The following is a 17,499-nucleotide window of genomic DNA, read 5'->3' as shown; positions in this document are numbered from 1 at the left end:
AAACATCGTTAAGGGTATAGATGGCTACACAATTAATGATGTGTTAGACACTGATTATGACATGCTAATGGGTGTGCTATTTAGTCAAAAATCTACTAAACAAGATGCAGTTGATTTAGCAGACTTTATCAAAACAATTTAGGAAAGGAGGTAAAATATGGCAGGGAATGCACCCTTGGGACAAATGATTATTGAATTAGGATTGGATAGTTCCGATTTTGGTAAAGGTCTACAATCTTCAAAAAGAGAAGTAAAGACTTGGGCGAATTCGATGAAATCTGAAATGAATGCTGCTAAACTTGCGGGTAATAAAATGCAAGGGTTAGAAGCTAATTTCAAAGGTTTAACCAAAGTCATTGAAGCTCAAAAGAAACAAGTCGATTCATTAAAAAAATCTTACGAAGGATCATTTGTTGATGGTAAGGCTACCGCTCAAACTGAAAAGTTAGCTGGTCAACTGAAACAAGCTGAATCCCAATTATTCAATTATCAAAATCAATTAAAAAATACAGCAGGCGAAATCGCTCGTACTAAAGTCGAAACTGAAGGTTGGACTGGTGTTCTAAATAAAGCTAGTGATCATTTAGTCACTGGTGGCGAAAAGATATCTAAATTCGGTCAAGGAGTTGCTGATATTGGTGGCAAAATGACCACGGGTATCACACTTCCAATCATCGGATTAGGTGCGGCAGCAATCAAGGCTTCGATGTCTTTTGAAGATTCCATGAGCCAGTTACAATACGCTTCTAAAGCTTCAGGCGAAGAAATGAGTCGATTGCGTGAACTAGCTATTCAGATGGGTGAAGATACTATTTTTAGTGCAAAAGAATCAGGCGAAGCAATGGTTGAATTGGCTAAAGGTGGTATGAGTGTCGCTCAAATTGAAGCTGGTGGTCTAAAGACTGCAATGGACTTAGCAGCGGCTGGTAATATTGCTTTGGCGGATGCGGCCGAAATGACTGTTCAAGGGATGAACATGTTTAATATTGAAGCTGAGGATTCAAGTCAAATCGCTAATGCTTTAGCCGGAGGTGCGGATGCATCTACCGCTAGTGTGGAATCCATGGGTCAAGCTTTGAGTCAGGTTGGTACAGTAGCCAACACGGCAGGATGGTCAGTTGAAGATACAACTGCAGCAATTGCTGCGATGGCGGATGCCGGTATTCAAGGTTCGGATGCTGGTACATCATTAAAATCAATGCTCCAAAGATTGTCAGCACCAACTTCTAAGGCATCTGAATTAATGGCTGATTTAGGTATTAATCTATATGATGCTGATGGAAATATGAAATCAATGACTGACGTCGCTCAAGAATTACAAGATGGATTCACTGGACTATCACAAGAACAGCAACAACAAGCTATGGCTACTATTTTCGGTAGTGATGCGGTTCGTGCTGCAACAGTATTTATGAACGAAGGTTCAGCTGGATTAGGAGAATATAAAAAAGCTACTGAAGATGCAACTGCGGCACAAGAAGCAGCAGATTCACAAATGAGTGAATCAGCACGTAATTGGGAAGAATTACAAGGTTCATTAGAAACATTATCAATTACAGTTGGTGAGAAGTTGCTACCAATGTTTAATGATGGTGTTAAATATATAACTGGCCTAGTTGAATCCTTCAGCGAATTATCGGAAGAACAACAAAATAATATCTTAAAATGGGCTGGTATTGCAGCGGCAGCTGGACCGGTACTTACAATAGCGGGTAAAGGAATATTCGTTTTTGGTAAATTAACCACTGGGGTTGGTATGCTAGGTAAAGGTTTAATCAACTTAATGTCTAACAATGCTGGTAAAAAAGCAATGAAAGATATTGCTGACAGTGCTTTAGATGCTGGTAAAGGACTCGATGATGTTGGTAGTAAAGCAGGAAAAGTATCTGGGTTAGGTGCAACAGCATTCAATCCTTGGGTGATTGGAGCTGGGTTAGCAGTAGCTGCAATTGGTGGAATTGGTTATGCCATTTACCATGAAGCAACAGAACCACAAAGGCGTGCTAAAGAATCAGTTGAAGAGACAGACGGGGCCTACCAAGACTGGTTTGACGGTGTTACTTCAGGAATTGATTCAGTGAAAGAAGTCGGAAACGTAGCGGTTGATGGTGCGGAAGCAAGTGCTGAAGCATATAAGCAAGCTGCTAGAGATATTCAAAAAGCGAACGCAGATATTCAAAATTCACTTGATGCAATGTTTGATGAAGGTTTGTTTAATAACCAACATCAGTTCTTTAAAGGCGTTATCTCCAAACAATTTACTTTAGAATTAGATGAAGTTAACCAAAAAATGAAAGAATTTGGTGCATCCGAAGAAGAAATCAATCGGGTCGCAGAAGCTTTCAATAACTATGGAACGATGTTAGGTAATGCTAGCTCGGAAGTAATGCGGGCTTTAGAAGATGGCATAAAAGTGTCGCCAGAATGGGCTAGTGCTCAAATCCAAGCTGTTGAAAGTGTCACAACCCAAACAATTACTTCTTTACAAGAGCGCAGACAAGCCGAATTAGATGCTTTGGAAGCTCGAAAAGATATGTATAGTCCAGAGCAGTACCAACAGGAAATAGATGCAATAAATGCACGTACTCAAAATGAGATTTATGCAATCCAAACATCTCAACAATCGATTACGGAAATTTTAACAAATGCTGCTAAGGAAAGACGAGAGCTAACAGAAGATGAAGCATTGTCGATGATCCTTAGCTTGAATAAAATTTCTGAAGCTACCGGTGAGTCATTAACTGAAAACGATGAATTGATGGCGATGTTGGGCGATAATATGGAATTGTTAACCAGTAAGACTGCAATTGAATCAATGAATCGAATGGGCATCTTAAATGATGAAGCAATTGAGAATTTAAAAAATGCAGAAACTACTGAAGAAGCGATGAATATCGTCATTGAATCTTTAGATAGATATGGCGCTAAAGAACTTCCGCCTAAAGAAATGAAAATTGATACAGATTACTCTACCCAAAAAGTTGAAGAATTATTAACAGACTTAGGTATTTGGAATGATTTGACGACTGAAGAAAAAGAGTTACTATATCAAGTACAAAATGGCGAAGATTTAGAAAAAGCTCTACAAGATTTGGGCAAATGGAATGATTTAACAGTTGAACAGAAATCAGCAGTATTAAAAGGTGAAGTAGATCCAGAAGTTGCAAATGGAATTCAGTCTATGGGGTTATGGTCAAACGCTGAGTTTGTAGATAAATTTGCATCGATTGACACCAATGCGGATGATGCTACCGATAAAATCGGCAAATTGCTTGAACAATGGGGCGTAATGTCTGCTGAAGAATATAAGAAGTTAGTAGTTGATAGCCAGGACAATGGCCAACAAGCTATTGAGACTGTACAAGAATTTATGCAATTGCCGGATGCTGAAAAGATGCTGCATGCAACTGACCAAACAGCAGATGGAGTAGCCACCGCAACTAACAATATTCTATCAGTTCCAGAAGCTAGAAATACGTTCTTTACTGCACAAGAGAGCCTAACTCCAGTTGCTGGAAATGTGAACGTCGCAATCGGTAGTGTACCTATAAGTAAACACACGAATTTTGGTGCATCTGAACAAGTATCAACAAACGCAAGTTCCGCCAAGGGAGCTCATGCCAGTGTACCGACTAGTAAGCAGACTAATTTTAATGCAAGTGAAGATGTCTCCAATAAAGCTAGTAACGCAAAAACAGCGCATTCAAGCGTTCCAACCAGTAAATTAACAGATTTCTTAGCTAGTGAAGAAGTGTCAAGCACAGCATCATTAGCTAGAAGCGCTTTTTATTCTGTACCTACAGTAAGAAATATTCAATTTATTGCACAATTGGTTGGAGGTGCATGGAACACTGTAAAAGGTTTAGTTGGATATGAACGAGGTACTAATTTCCACCCGGGTGGTTTTGCTATGGTAAATGACCAAAAAGGTTCACGATTCCGTGAAATGATTGAGTATCCAGATGGTACGCAATATATACCTACCGGCCGAAACGTAATTATGGATTTACCTCGCGGTTCGAAAGTATTGAAAGCTTCAAGTACTGCCACAATGTTTCCAGGTTTACCACAATACGCAGATGGTGTTGGTATAACAAATGATGCACAGTTTATTAGAGATTCCATCAGTTTAGAACGTGCTAATGTACCAACTAATGTAAGTATGCCTACTATTGATTTAAAGCCGTTAGAAGCGCTTTTAGAACGAATTAACGATAGCATTCAAGAAGGTAAAATCATTAATAATGAAATTGTTATGAACAGAAGAAAAATGACCGAAGAGTTGATACCAGCTATTGACCAGAAGTCTGCAAATAGAACAAATGCAATAAGGAGAGGAGTGGCGGTTGATAGATGGCGCTAATACCATATTTCGAATTTAACGGTAAATCGACAAGAGATTTTGGACTAACTATTGGCAGAGATGTCGAGATTGGTTACCCAAGCAAAGATAAGAAGATTAAAGATGCGATTTGGTCAAATAAGCAATATGACTTTAGTAAGTTGTATGGCGGTCAGAAATACACCAACCGCTTACTCAAATTCCCACTTCACATTATGAACAAGTCAGAAAGTTCAGTATATTTCCAAAATTCTAAAATAATTAATTGGTTGATGGCTTCTGGTCGTCGACCTTTTTATTATTCAGAAATACCTGGATTTTATTTCATGGCGGAATTAGTTAGTGATGTGGAATATGACTTGCAACATGTGCATGACGGTGTTTTAGAAATTGTATTCGAGTGTTATCCGTTTATGATAGATATGCTACCTGAAGGTCATGACTTAGTCGCTTTCATGAAAATTCCTTTTGATGTTCGTCAGCGTACGAATTTTACTTATAAATCTACATGGTCTAGTTTTAAGCAATTGAACATTGGCGATTATGCGACTTATGGCGCTTGGAGTACACAATATTATGATCCTAATAGCTCTACTGGTGGTGGTGCAAGTATAAGTCCACAATTTCACGGATACACTTATGAAATTATAGATAAAATATCGGTGGCTATGTCTGATAGACGACCATCTAGGTATGCTTATAAATTAGCAGGTCATAGCGGTTGGCTACTTGAACAAGATGTTGTGCAAGCTCAAACAGAGTACTTAGAATTCGTTCTTGTTAACCCAGGCATTACTGGTGTGACACCAATTATTACAACTAGTCATAAGGTAACGATTATGCGTGATAATGAAATCTATAACTTGATGCCAGGTACTTATGGCAACGGTGAGCTTACACTTAATCCAGGAATCAATAAAATGCAAGCTTATATCGCCAATGTGACACTTGAGTTGGATTTCAGTTTTCATAAGGAGCTGATCTAATGTACCAAGTGATGATGTACAACGGATTCGAGGACACTACTGGTCAAGTTATCCATAGTCCGAATATGTCAGATTTGAAACTAACCGAAGGTAAGATTAATCAATCGATTAATGATATAGATAGTTTTAATTTCTCATATCTACCAGACAATCCAATTCATACTAAAATCAAACCAATGACGACACTAATCAAAGTGTTTAATACGTTATCTGGTAAGTTTGATTTTGAAGGTCGAGTTCACACTTACGAGGAGTTCTTATCTGAAAACGACATAGGTTTCGAAGTCGAATGTGATAGTGAATTGGCATTTCTACACGATAGCTACCAAAGTTTCTATGAGTTTAGGGGAACGCCTAAAGAGTTGTTTGAATTGATTATTGATAACCACAATAAATTTATCGAACCATATAAATGTTTTGTAGTTGGAAACGTCGAGATTACCGATCCAAACAATTTTTACTATGTGTATTTAGAACAATCTGAATCCACTTGGGATACTTTACACCGTACGCTAATTGATGTGTACGGTGGAGAATTAGTCATGAGAAAAGAAGGTGGCATACGCTATTTAGACTATGTTGTAAGGCGAGGTCATGATAGTGATGTGATAATCGATCTCGACAAGAATTTACAGTCTTATAGCAAATCTGTAGACCCAACAGATATAGTCACTAGATTAAAGCCACTTGGTGAAACATTAGATCCAGAAGATTATGACGAAAACGAGCCTAGAGATGTGAAATATCCTAGGTTGGATATTAAGTCAGTTAATAATGGAAAAGATTACATCGATAACCAAGAACTCATAAGTGTGTTTGGTATACGTGGCGGTGTAAAAGTCTATGACGATATAACTACTGAGAAAGCATTACTTACTGCTGGAGAAAACTTTTTCAAAAATCAAAAGTTAGTGTTGAACCAGTATATGGTCACTGCACTAGATTTATATTTAATAGGTAAAGATTATGAAAGTTTTGAAGTCGGTAATAGTTATATGCTGATTAATCAAGTGATGAATATATTTGAGCGGTTAAGAGTAATCGGTAAAACAATCGATATTATGAATCCAGAAGATAGTTCACTAACAATTGGCGATAAATTCAAAACTGCAACTGAAATGCAAATCGACCTTGAGAAGCAACTTAGAAACGCTCGATCACTGCAACAGAACGTTGAAGTGTTTGGCAAAAGAATTACTAAACAAGTAACTACTGTTAGTGGATTGGCAAGTACGGCAACAAGCTACTATGAAACTCTTAAAGACGAAACACTACCAGACTTAATTAAACGACTAGAATCTTTAGAACAACCACCAACACCACCAACAGACGAAAATGGATATGCAACCAGTCGTGTATTCCCAGTAGACTACACTCTAGAGGGCGTTAACTTTTTCGTTCGTGAAGGTAAAGCAGTTGGTTCAATCGAATATGACATGACCTATGGCATGCGCGATGGCGTGCTACATAGTGGTCATGACATTGGTACTAATGGCGATAGAAACTATAAAGCCTACGCAACGACTGATGGCGTTGTCCGTAAGGCTGAATTCATGACGGGTGGAATTGGTAATGCAGTGTACGTGGAACATACTGCTGACGGTTACTGGTCTAACTACATGCACTTGAAATCAATCAGTGTATCAGTTGGTCAGACTGTAAAAGCTGGTGATGTGATTGGTGTAATTGGTGGTACGGGCGGAAACTATGCGCCGCACTTGCACTACGAATTAAGTCCAGATGGGAACTTCCACAGTGGTGGAAATACAGTGAATCCACAGAACTACTTAGGCATTACGGCAGACAATACAACAACATTACCAAGACCGGTTTAAGAAGGGGGTCAAAAATTGAAAAAAGAAAAGTTATTTAATATTGATTTAGTTAATAAGTCGTCAGTTCAAATAGTCAAAAATACAACAACTTTTTATACATCAGACACTGAATTGTGGCTGGGGTTTGAATTGTTAGAAAAAGAACACACCTTTGATAGTGCTGAAATTTTATTATTAAACAAAGATGACCGAAGCTTTATTGTTAGATCAGTTACGCAGGGTCAAGATAAATACTGGTATGAATTAGAATCAGATATTATCGCTCATTACGGAGAATGGATAGGACAATTGCAATTTACTAAAGACGGGGAAGTTTTTACGTCTAAACAATTTGCTTTTAGAATCGAGAATGACTTAAGCAATGATAGACCACCACAACTAACCGAAGTTAACAACTGGAAAAATTTACGTACTATTGCAGACGGATTGATTGATGATATAAGAGTTGAGCTAGAATCTTTAGCAAAACAAGAATTAGAAATAGCAAATGCGGAAACCACACGTCAAAGTGCTGAACAGCAACGTATCGAAGCGGAAACATTGCGTGTTGAAAATGAAACTAAGCGAGAATTAGAAATTAATAAAATCAGAAATGAAGTTTTCAATAATACTAAAATTAAATTAGTTAACCTTGTAGAAAACGGTGATTTTAGCGACGGGTTATTAGGGTGGAAGAGCCACCAAGGGGGTGTAATTGAAGTTGTAGATTCTAGGTTAAAAATCGACACGTCCCCAACTAATTATTCGGGTGTTAGTCAACCTATAAATGTTAAGTATGATACGAATGATATTATTTATACAAATGTTAGCGTTTATAACCCGAATGATCATGACATTACATTAAACTTTCAATACGCTAGTAGAACCAACCTAGTGAAAATTTCACCAACTTTTAATGGAGTAGTCAGTGTTGTTCAAACAAGTGATACAAGCATGTTAAGTCCAAGGTATTTCATTACAAAGAACAGTATAAGTGACCAATATTCTTTCTTTATAGACAACGTCATTCTGCTAAACCTAACCAAAATTTTTGGTGCAGGTAACGAACCTACTAAAGAAACCATGGACTGGATAATTAACACCAACGGATATTTTGACGAGTTAGCTATTGTACGTGACGATATTCAACAATATGAAATTAACCAACTTAGAAAAGCCGTATTAGCATTAGGAGGTACTATTTAATGTTCAACTTAGAAGAATTTATTGTTGAAAACTTAATCGAAGGGTATAGAACAAAAACCTTCAATGAATACCAAGTAAACATTTATGCAAGTGGTTATATGTTAAAAGGTGCTATCACTCAAGAAGGTTTTGATGAGGTTTTACAAGCGATTGAAAATATCAAAAACCCACAACAAGATGAGGAATTGGAACCAGTAGAGTAGTCGTTTGGCTGCTCTTTTATTTTAAACAAAAGGAGTTGATAATTTTGGACGACAGAATGATACCGCTTAGCGTATTAAGGGAGTATGTGCCTAAATTAAAGGACGAAGATTTAAAAGAATTAGGCCCAGTTGAATATGATCAAAGCAAAGTACCGGAAGTATCTAAGAATCATGCTGAAAATGTACGTAGAAAAGTGTATTTACCAGATATGACTGAATCATTTGCAAGAGGCGTTGAATATGCTGGTTTGATTGCTAGCGAAGCTATAAATAAAGCTAGTAATGCGGATTTGCTGTCTAAAGACACACAGAACCGTTTCGATGACCAAATAGCTGGCACCACTAACAGCGATGAAGTGATTTCTGCTAGACGGCCTTTTGGGGCTGAAGAAAGTTTCCCGACCATAGGAAGTAGAATGGACTCAACTGACAATAAGACTGGGCGAGTTAACGTTCGTGACTTTGGCGCTACTGGGGATGGACAATCTGATGATACAGACGCTATTATTAACGCTATTAACTTTGCTATTGAAACAGCTAAGGAACTATTCTTTCCCAATGGTGACTACGTATGGACTAGGCCTATTAAAGTAACTAAACATATTAGAATGGTTGGGGAGAGCAGAGATTCTACGAAACTAAGTTATGAACCTATTGTAGATAGTGTAGAAAATGGTTTTGAATCGAGAGCTTTTAACGGTCGTAACTTCACTTTTGAAATGGTTAATTTTACTGTGAAAACAACTTCAACCCTAGCGGAAAGTGTTTGGTTTACCGGTAGGTCTAGCGATGGAAATACTTTAGAATGGGGTAACCGTGTTTTAATTCGTAATGTACAATTTAACGACTATCCGAAGTATGCCTTGACGGTAGTAAGTCCTTACGAAGTTGATATAGACCGTATAACAGCCGAAGTACCAAAAGGCGTACAAGTGCAAGGTGACCGAGTACCTAGAAACAATTCCACAGGTATTTTGTTCACTGGTAAGTATGAAGATTTAAATACCATGGGTAACGTGGTTAAGGTAACAAATTCTTACTTTACGCATAATAAATTTGGTGTTGAATTAGTTAATATCCAACGTGCCAACATTGCAGCGGTATTCGAACATAACTGGCTAGGTGCGTATATGCACACAGTTGATACTGAAATTTATAACACCTCTGATATTGATTTCAGTGGATCTTGGTTTGAGGACACAGCCGGAGGACATCCAGAGGCTTATTTAATGGACTGTTACATTGACGAAACAACTGGTATCTTCGATACCACTAGGGAAAGAGCTACTAATATTAAAGTAGGGAACGCCTACGTCCATCCAGTTAAGCCAATTGGTTTACCAGTAAGTAGAGGGTACGTGAGCAGAGGAAGAATATTTTCACAAGATGACGCTACTAACCACTATCTTTTCAGACAATGGGATTCGTTGGAGGATGTTGACGCTACTTCTGTACCTCATGATGGTGTTGTAACGCAAATTGGCGGGAATGATAACTATTTCCGAGGCAAGATAAAAACCGCTGGAGGTTTAATCACGCAACCATTTGGAACGCCACTAAGAAGTGAAGTTAACGGGAAATACGAGTATTTAGATTACTTCAGAAAAAACTTTGAAAGCAAATTAAATCAAACTGAGCAAGTTGTTGTACATAAGCGTAATAGTTTGCATTTCCCAAATGAAATACCAAGCGGGAAAGTAGTCACTCGAATTTTCAAAATAACTGCTTATTTAGTAATGCAAGAATATAACGTTAGTGTACTTCAAAGTGTATATGGTTCAATTGGTCCGAATTCTGTTGATGCACAAACTATACTTGCATCTAATCCTAACGACATGCTGCGGAAGAAAGATGTAAACAATCCAGAAGATAATAACAACTTAGGTATCCGAGTATCAGAAAACGATGATTACCTACTTATTTGGTTTTCTGGAGTGGGCTTAAGAGGCGTTCAATATATGATTGAGAGTACATATTATATACATGACGGTACATACGGTTTTTAATAGAGGAGATAGATAATTATGATGACATTTTTAAATCAACACGCTAAAAGGTTTTACTTTGACACACCACAAACTGACAAATTACAAGCCTTTGTCACCCAAGGTAGCACAGGTATGCTAACATCAGCAACGTTTACTAACACTTCAACAGAACCATCTAAAATCACAATCACTTTGAACGGTGCAGATATTTTATATGACTATGAAGTATTAGCAGGAACGAACGAAGTGTTGCCATTTAATATCGTTTTAGAAGCAGGCGATATCGTATATATCAAACAGTCAGTAGCTAATGCGGTTAACGTGAGCTTAAATGGGTCAGTTGGGTAGTATAGCTAGCGCTCATTGATTTGGGCGCTTTTATTTTTATTGAAAGGAGCGTGTAAATGGATTGGCAATATGTAATTGAACGAATAGCAGTAAACGCAGGTTATATCGTCACGATTTTCACGGCAATTAAATATTTCGTTTTAAATCCATTGGAAAAACGGCGAAAAAAAGAAGATGATGAAAAAATTGCAGAACAGAACGCATTTCAAGAACGCATTTTGCAAAAGACCTCAGAAAATCAGAAACCGCTAGTTGAAGCACTTGATAGCTTGAAACAGCTCATTGAGGACACACGGCGTGATAGCGATAACCTACATAAAATCACTGATGTGAATGTTAAAGCAATTGGAGAGCTAGACGAGGAAATGGATAACCACGACAAGCGCATTTATCGGTTAGAAGTTAAGAATGGATTTATCAAAATGGAGGAAGAAAAATAATGGACATTTTAAATTATGTCGTGCAAGAAGGACTGGTCATGATTCCAGTCCTTTTTATTATTGGGGAGATTATAAAAGGTACAGAATTATTAGGTAACAAATGGATACCGCTAGTATTGTTAGTAGTTAGCTTAGGATTCACACCACTGTTACTAGGTGCTTATACTGCAAATAACATCGTGCAGGCAGTGCTAGTGGCTGGTGTAACTGTATTTGGTAACGAGTTGATTAAACAATCAAGTAAAGGAGATGTTAAATAATGTCTTACAAAATCGAAAAAGCCTTAACTTTAATCAATAAAGGCGCTAAAGGCTTGAACAACCCACAATGGATCATTGAACATTTTGTGGGTGCTGAAGGACAAGCGTGGGGAAATGCTAATTACTTTAAGTCAGTATATCGTGGTTCTTCAGCTCACTATTTCGTTGACAAAAACGGTATTGTGCAAGTGGTAGAAGACGATACGCCCGCTTGGCATGTTGGTGATGGATACCGTACTGGTAAGGGTGCTTATAATGGTTATCATGGCTACGGTGCGACTAATAACAACTCAATCGGTATTGAGATGTGTCAGGACGTTACCACTGGTTCAGACGTTTGGCATTGGGACTTTCATCCTGAAACTATCAAGCGTGCAAAGTGGCTTACTAAGCAATTACAGAAAAAATATAATATTCCAGACGAACGTGTTATTCGACACTACGACGTGTCTGGTAAGCTATGCCCAGGTAACTGGCAATGGAATGATTGGAAAAAGTGGAAGAACTTTAAAGCTGAATTGGCCGGTTACAAGGTGGCTCAAAAAGCTGCTAACACAACTCAAAACGATGGCTATGTTTCTGTTACAGCTAAAATGCACAAGGTTCAAACTGGTGAAACTTTAGGTGCGATCGCCAAGAAATACGGTGTGACAGTTGATAATCTAGTTAAGTGGAATAAACTAGAAAACCCTAACTTAATTTTCCCAGAATCAAAACTGTATGTGGCTAATCCAGCTACTACAACGTCAACTGGTCAACAGCTACATTTACCAGTGAGTGCTAAAACATGGCGAGTATACAATGCTAGTGGTCCGTACACCACTGGTAATGAGGTACACTTGTTAACACCTAGCGCTTACGGTGGGTTGACTTATGACATTTTAGGCAACCCAGCCCCTCATGTTTATCTAATTAAGACAAGCGTCAAAGGTACTGTTGCCATTTATGCAGGACCAGGAACGGGTGCTACTATCACAGGTAAGGGTGGTAGCGTGGCTAATACTACTAAGAAACTGTATTTACCTGCAAGCGCTGATACTTGGCGAGTGTATCGTGTCAAAGGTCCTTATACAGTTGGAAATGAGATTCATCTATTAACACCTAAGAAATATGGTGGATTGACTTATAACATTGTTGGTAATCCGGCAAAAGATATTTACTTAATTGACACTGACGTCAAAGGACGAGTAGCAATTTATGCTGGTTCAGGTACTGGTGCGACAGTTAAATAGTTCTAAATTAGTAGAGGTAGTGGACTAAGTGTCTGCTACCTCTTTTTTTTATTTTGTTACTCGTTATAGATAATGTTAAATTTTATCGAATTATGCTAATTTTTATAGCATATCTATTTCATTTTTATATTTAATGTAGTATATTTTAGTTAACGAACAAACTAGACAACCACACGGGGTGTGTCAGAAAAGTATGGAGGTAGCAAAATGGCAGTAATCACAAAAAACCTAACAATAAACCCTAAAAATAGTAGAGATAGAGCTGCTGTAACTCGTGCGTTTAGTTCTACTTCTATGTCATCTTCAGCAAAAGAACACTTTATTCAAAATCAAAAAAAGACTAAAAATATTAAAGTAGGAAATATTTATAATAATGGCGAACGTAAATATAGCTAATGTAGATAATTTGATTTTTTCGGAATCGGATTATATTAATTTTGATTGTGGAGTTCCAAAATTGAATGAGGTACTGATTAACCGTATTACCCCTAATGGTAATGGTTATGAAAGAACAAATAGAATGTTAGTACTTACAGAAAACCATAGGGTAGTTGCATACATGGTGTATAGTTTAGATCGTGTTAGATTAGCAAAAGACATTATTAAGACTGAAGAAGAAAAGATACCAGTTTTAAAAATTAACTTTATTGCCGTGGACAAACATAGTGCTCGAGAGGGTTATGGAACTTATTTAATCAATTTTGCTTTCAGAATAATGAATACTATAAGCCCTTTTGTCGAATTAAAAGGTGTTTTCTTGGAAGCACTTGAAGAAGCAGTGCCATTTTATGAAGAAAAAGTGGGGTTTGAGAATCTTAATGCAACGCAATATGACCTTTATAAAGATAGCTCGTTTCCAGAAACGGATGACCACCCTAGAACGTATCAGATGTACATTAACGATATGAAAATTTTGTTGTTTAGTGACATTTTTCCTCCTCTCGATTATTCTCTAGATTACATATAACTTATTATTACCCTCACCCTAAACGGTGGTGGCAAATTTTTCCATTAAAATAACTCATATTACTGATGTGCTTCGCTCCCACTTAGCACGTTAAATGCCCTTACTTCTTAATTAGAGGTAAGGGCATTTTTTTATGCTATAATTCAATCATCACAATAAAAGGTGGGTAAAGACATGAAACTTATTTCAACAACACCAGTAGAAGAAGATTTCAATACACCAGTTTGGTTACAATCGCTTGGTTATAAACCTAACCTTGATTACAGTTGGTTAGCAGAGTGCTATGTTAGTCCGGCGTATGCAATTTACAAATTAAATAATGATGTCTATACTACCTACACAGTAGCAGCGGTATTTGGTAACTTATACATTTTTGAGATGAATAAAGATAGTCGTGACATTGAACAAGAGTTTGAGAATGAATATGAATCATTTATTCCAATGGGTGAAATTGTTTCAGATTGAAAAAAGATTCAATGATACCATTTTGATACCAAAAGCAGTTTAAAACACATAAAACTACAAATAATATGTATAATACTCATAGTAGGGACGTTGATTTAAAAGCATTTTTAAATTAGTAGCAAATTAATATCGTCGAGTGGGAATAATTTAAAAACCACTCAATCCTTGCTATATTAGAGCTTCCAAAAAATAGCGGTACTATAATGGTACTAAAAGACCTCATAAACATCGTTTAATCAATGTTTATGAGGTCTTATTTTTTATTATGATTAACTTAATGATAATGGTAACCCTCGTTTTTTGTCATCAGTCCTATATATTGTAGTTCTTCATTTTTATACTTCTAAATAATGTGCTATATTAAAGTAAAAGTTTGGGTGGGAAATTATGTCGACTGTAGAAGATAAAATTCGTGTTATTATTGAAGCTGTAAGAATGGATTTAAATATTAGAAATTATTACAGTGCATTAGTTGTGGCATTTACTTTGCCTGATGTAACATCAAAGTTGCAATTCCCTGATAAATATACTGGGGAGCGTTATGTAAAATGGTTCGAAGATTATATGCAAGGAGAGTATATAAAAGAGGTAGGAGCAGACCATGAGGAAGTCAGTTTCTTAACTGGGGGAGATTTTTATGCATTACGTTGTTCTATGCTACACCAAGGGGAGACAGAAATTATTAATCAAAAGGCAAGAAAACATCTAAGTAATTTTATATTTTTAAAGCCTGATCAATATACAAATAATTTTATACACCGTAATAGGATTAATGATGTCCTCCAATTACAAGTAGATGAATTCTGTGAAGAAATTATTGAAGGTACGGAAAAATGGTTAGAACGGTATAAAAATAATTCTGGTATAAATGATAAAGCGAAAAATTTAATTGATATTCATGAATTTAATAATTTTAATTTTTAGAAATATGGTTTTAAGCAGCTTAAAATAATAAGTTGCTTTTTTGTTGCGTATATTTATGAAAGGAATTGGAAGGTGGAAACGTTATGCAGAGTGATCGAACTCGAAATATTGTTAGTTGAATATAAAGATGTAGGAAGCAATTTAATTTATGTAATAAAAAAGCGTTGGCCGATTGGTCAACGCTCTTAAAATTAGCCTGACTTCTGGGACACATTATAGAGTTCCATTTTATAGTTATTAATCAATATAACTAGCTCCTACTATTGTACATTGTTATTAGTAATTTCAGTTAGTGTTATTTTTCTCTCATTTCCAATAACTAAAGGCACATATTCGTTTAATACTTCTGAATAATCCAAGCCAAAGGCTGAAGCAGTTGGTTGAACGTGTTCTTTAATAAATAATTTGAGTTGCATAACTTGACGCTCAATAGATGTTAGTTCAGAAGTCTGAGAAAGCTTCTCATGAATAATAACGAATTGGAAGTCACCGACTTCTCGACCGGGTGTAATGGTATATTTCTGTGGTTGTTTTGGCAATCGGCCACTTGTCATTAAGTCATGGATGATTTGGCGAATATAAACATTAATCTCTTGAGTGACTTTGAATCCAAGATGTAATTTCACTTTAACGACATAGTCCGTATCCATCATGTCAACCTCATAGGCTTTTGTATAAGGTTCGTCAGTTACAACAACATTTACAAACCAATAAACTCTTGCCTTTTTAGGCCGTTTATCAAGGATCGAATAGATATATTGACGCCCGATAATAGAGTCATTCATATGCGCAACTAAGAAAACGACATTTGTTTGATTTAAAGGCAATGAGGGATCTTTTCGTAATTCACCAATTTGGTCTAAATAATCATCTATATCAATAAGATCTTCTGTCTTGGCTTCAATTTGGTTGCCCCATTGCCATATCACCATGATGAATAAAATAATGGCAGCAATCATCACAGCAACATATCCACCATGAAAGAATTTAGTGATACTCGAAATAAAGAAAATCCCTTCAATTAACGCAAAGAATAAGGTAAGGGTATGTGAGACTAGTTTAGGTTGACCAATCTGCATCAGATATGCATGTAATAAGATAGTTGTCATTAGCATGGTAATTGTTATAGACAGACCATACGCAGCTTCCATACGCGCAGATGTTTGAAAGGCGATTACTACACAAGATGTAAAAATCCATAGCAGTAAATTAATTGTTGGAATATACATTTGACCAATAGAAGAGCCTGGATATAATATTTTCAGTCTCGGTAATAGTTTTAACTTAATTGCTTCAGAAACTAAAGAAAATGAGCCTGAAATCAACGCTTGAGAGGCGATAACAGCCGCAACCGTAGCAAATATTACGCCAAATATTAGCCAACCTTCTGGAAGCATTGCGAAAAAGGGATTTAAGTCTTCAATTTCTTGGTAGTCCGGGTTATTTCTAACCTTCAACAACCAAGCTGCTTGACCAAGGTAATTCAAGGTTAAACAGCTTTTAATATATGGCCAACTAGCACGAATATTTGCTAATCGAGCATGGCCTAAATCGGAATACAAAGCTTCAGCACCAGTAGTTGCTAAAAAGACACTACCTAAGATAAAAATACCATTTTTATTATCTGGACTAAATAAAATTTTAAAAGCATAGTAAGGATTCAAAGCTCTAATAACTGTCCAATCGCCTATAAAGTTTAATAATCCAACAATACCTAAAAAGGTGAACCACGCAAACATAATTGGCCCAAATGCTCGGCCTACTACATCAGTACCAAATCGTTGAATCCCAAAAAGTAGGAGTATGATAGTCAAGGTGATGGCAATTACAATTTGTTGACTTTCACCAAAATGATTATAAAATGCCGGCACACCACGCAAGCCTTCAATGGCAGTTGTTACGGTCACAGCGGGCGTAAGGACGCCGTCAGCTAAAAGTGCAGCCCCACCAATCATCGCTGGGATGATAAGATAGCGGGCTCTTTTTCGTACTAAAGTATATAAGGCAAAAATACCACCTTCTCCTTTATTATCTGCTTTTAACGCTATTAAGACGTATTTGATTGAGGTTAGTAGGGTAATAGTCCAAAAAATTAATGAAACAGAACCGATAACAAAGTCAGGACTAATATTCGTTAATCCACCATTATCATTTATAATTGCTTTCATTACATATAAAGGACTAGTTCCTATATCTCCATATACAACGCCCATTGCAATCAACAATCCCGCAAAAGAAAGTTTATTGTTTATACTATTTTTACTTGTCATTATACTCTCCAATAATATTCAAAATTTTTTCAAGATTACCAAATTATGAACGTT

General features: G+C 36.7%; 15 protein-coding genes. 14 read left to right on the top strand and 1 reads right to left on the bottom strand.

The genetic code is table 11. The features are described 5' to 3' along the window. Positions 1-157 precede the first annotated feature (157 nt). From B2V22_RS00820 to B2V22_RS00755, 14 genes are all read left to right on the top strand, one after another. Entirely contained in the window at positions 158-4,363 is a 4,206-nt protein-coding gene (locus tag B2V22_RS00820) for a phage tail tape measure protein (RefSeq protein ID WP_290489885.1), read from the top strand. Further along, entirely contained in the window at positions 4,354-5,328 is a 975-nt protein-coding gene (locus tag B2V22_RS00815; RefSeq protein ID WP_290489884.1) for a hypothetical protein, read from the top strand. Before B2V22_RS00820 ends, B2V22_RS00815 begins: the two co-directional genes overlap by 10 nt. Then, positions 5,328-7,163 carry a phage tail spike protein gene (locus tag B2V22_RS00810; protein WP_290489883.1) on the top strand — a complete coding sequence of 612 codons (1,836 nt, stop codon included), beginning with the start codon at positions 5,328-5,330 and terminating at the stop codon, positions 7,161-7,163. Before B2V22_RS00815 ends, B2V22_RS00810 begins: the two co-directional genes overlap by 1 nt. A 15-nt stretch (positions 7,164-7,178) precedes the next feature. Continuing rightward, positions 7,179-8,348: a hypothetical protein gene (locus B2V22_RS00805; protein WP_290489882.1), complete on the top strand. Its 1,170-nt coding sequence runs from the start codon at positions 7,179-7,181 to the stop codon at positions 8,346-8,348. Further along, positions 8,348-8,551, top strand: a complete 204-nt coding sequence (locus tag B2V22_RS00800) for a hypothetical protein (RefSeq protein WP_290489881.1) — start codon at positions 8,348-8,350, stop codon at positions 8,549-8,551. Before B2V22_RS00805 ends, B2V22_RS00800 begins: the two co-directional genes overlap by 1 nt. A gap of 44 nt (positions 8,552-8,595) precedes the next feature. Continuing rightward, positions 8,596-10,557 carry a glycosyl hydrolase family 28-related protein gene (locus tag B2V22_RS00795; protein ID WP_290489880.1) on the top strand — a complete coding sequence of 654 codons (1,962 nt, stop codon included), beginning with the start codon at positions 8,596-8,598 and terminating at the stop codon, positions 10,555-10,557. An 18-nt stretch (positions 10,558-10,575) separates the two neighbouring features. Beyond that, positions 10,576-10,887 carry a hypothetical protein gene (locus B2V22_RS00790; RefSeq protein WP_290489879.1) on the top strand — a complete coding sequence of 104 codons (312 nt, stop codon included), beginning with the start codon at positions 10,576-10,578 and terminating at the stop codon, positions 10,885-10,887. A 56-nt stretch (positions 10,888-10,943) separates the two neighbouring features. Continuing rightward, positions 10,944-11,327, top strand: coding sequence for a hypothetical protein (locus B2V22_RS00785; RefSeq protein WP_290489878.1), 384 nt, complete (start codon positions 10,944-10,946; stop codon positions 11,325-11,327). After that, complete coding sequence (locus B2V22_RS00780; RefSeq protein WP_290489877.1) at positions 11,327-11,587, top strand: phage holin family protein; 261 nt, start codon at positions 11,327-11,329, stop codon at positions 11,585-11,587. The genes B2V22_RS00785 and B2V22_RS00780 overlap by 1 nt, the downstream gene beginning before the upstream one ends. Continuing rightward, complete coding sequence (locus B2V22_RS00775) at positions 11,587-12,819, top strand: N-acetylmuramoyl-L-alanine amidase (protein ID WP_290489876.1); 1,233 nt, start codon at positions 11,587-11,589, stop codon at positions 12,817-12,819. Before B2V22_RS00780 ends, B2V22_RS00775 begins: the two co-directional genes overlap by 1 nt. A gap of 207 nt (positions 12,820-13,026) precedes the next feature. Beyond that, entirely contained in the window at positions 13,027-13,215 is a 189-nt protein-coding gene (locus tag B2V22_RS00770) for a hypothetical protein (RefSeq protein WP_290489875.1), read from the top strand. Then, positions 13,193-13,786, top strand: a complete 594-nt coding sequence (locus B2V22_RS00765) for a GNAT family N-acetyltransferase (protein ID WP_290489874.1) — start codon at positions 13,193-13,195, stop codon at positions 13,784-13,786. The genes B2V22_RS00770 and B2V22_RS00765 overlap by 23 nt, the downstream gene beginning before the upstream one ends. 174 nt (positions 13,787-13,960) lie before the next feature. Continuing rightward, positions 13,961-14,251, top strand: coding sequence for a hypothetical protein (locus B2V22_RS00760; protein ID WP_290489873.1), 291 nt, complete (start codon positions 13,961-13,963; stop codon positions 14,249-14,251). A gap of 387 nt (positions 14,252-14,638) precedes the next feature. Continuing rightward, positions 14,639-15,175, top strand: a complete 537-nt coding sequence (locus B2V22_RS00755) for a hypothetical protein (protein ID WP_290489872.1) — start codon at positions 14,639-14,641, stop codon at positions 15,173-15,175. 260 nt (positions 15,176-15,435) lie between these two features. On the opposite strand, the gene B2V22_RS00750 is transcribed toward B2V22_RS00755, so the two are convergent. Further along, complete coding sequence (locus B2V22_RS00750; protein WP_290489871.1) at positions 15,436-17,445, bottom strand: KUP/HAK/KT family potassium transporter; 2,010 nt, start codon at positions 17,443-17,445, stop codon at positions 15,436-15,438. Between the last annotated feature and the right edge of the window lie 54 nt (positions 17,446-17,499).

The sequence above is a fragment of the Aerococcus sp. UBA6277 genome (genome assembly GCF_002440555.1).
In the GTDB taxonomy this organism is placed as follows: Bacteria; Bacillota; Bacilli; order Lactobacillales; family Aerococcaceae; genus Aerococcus.
Note: the sequence above shows the minus strand (reverse complement) of the source record. Positions and strands in the feature narration are given on the sequence as shown.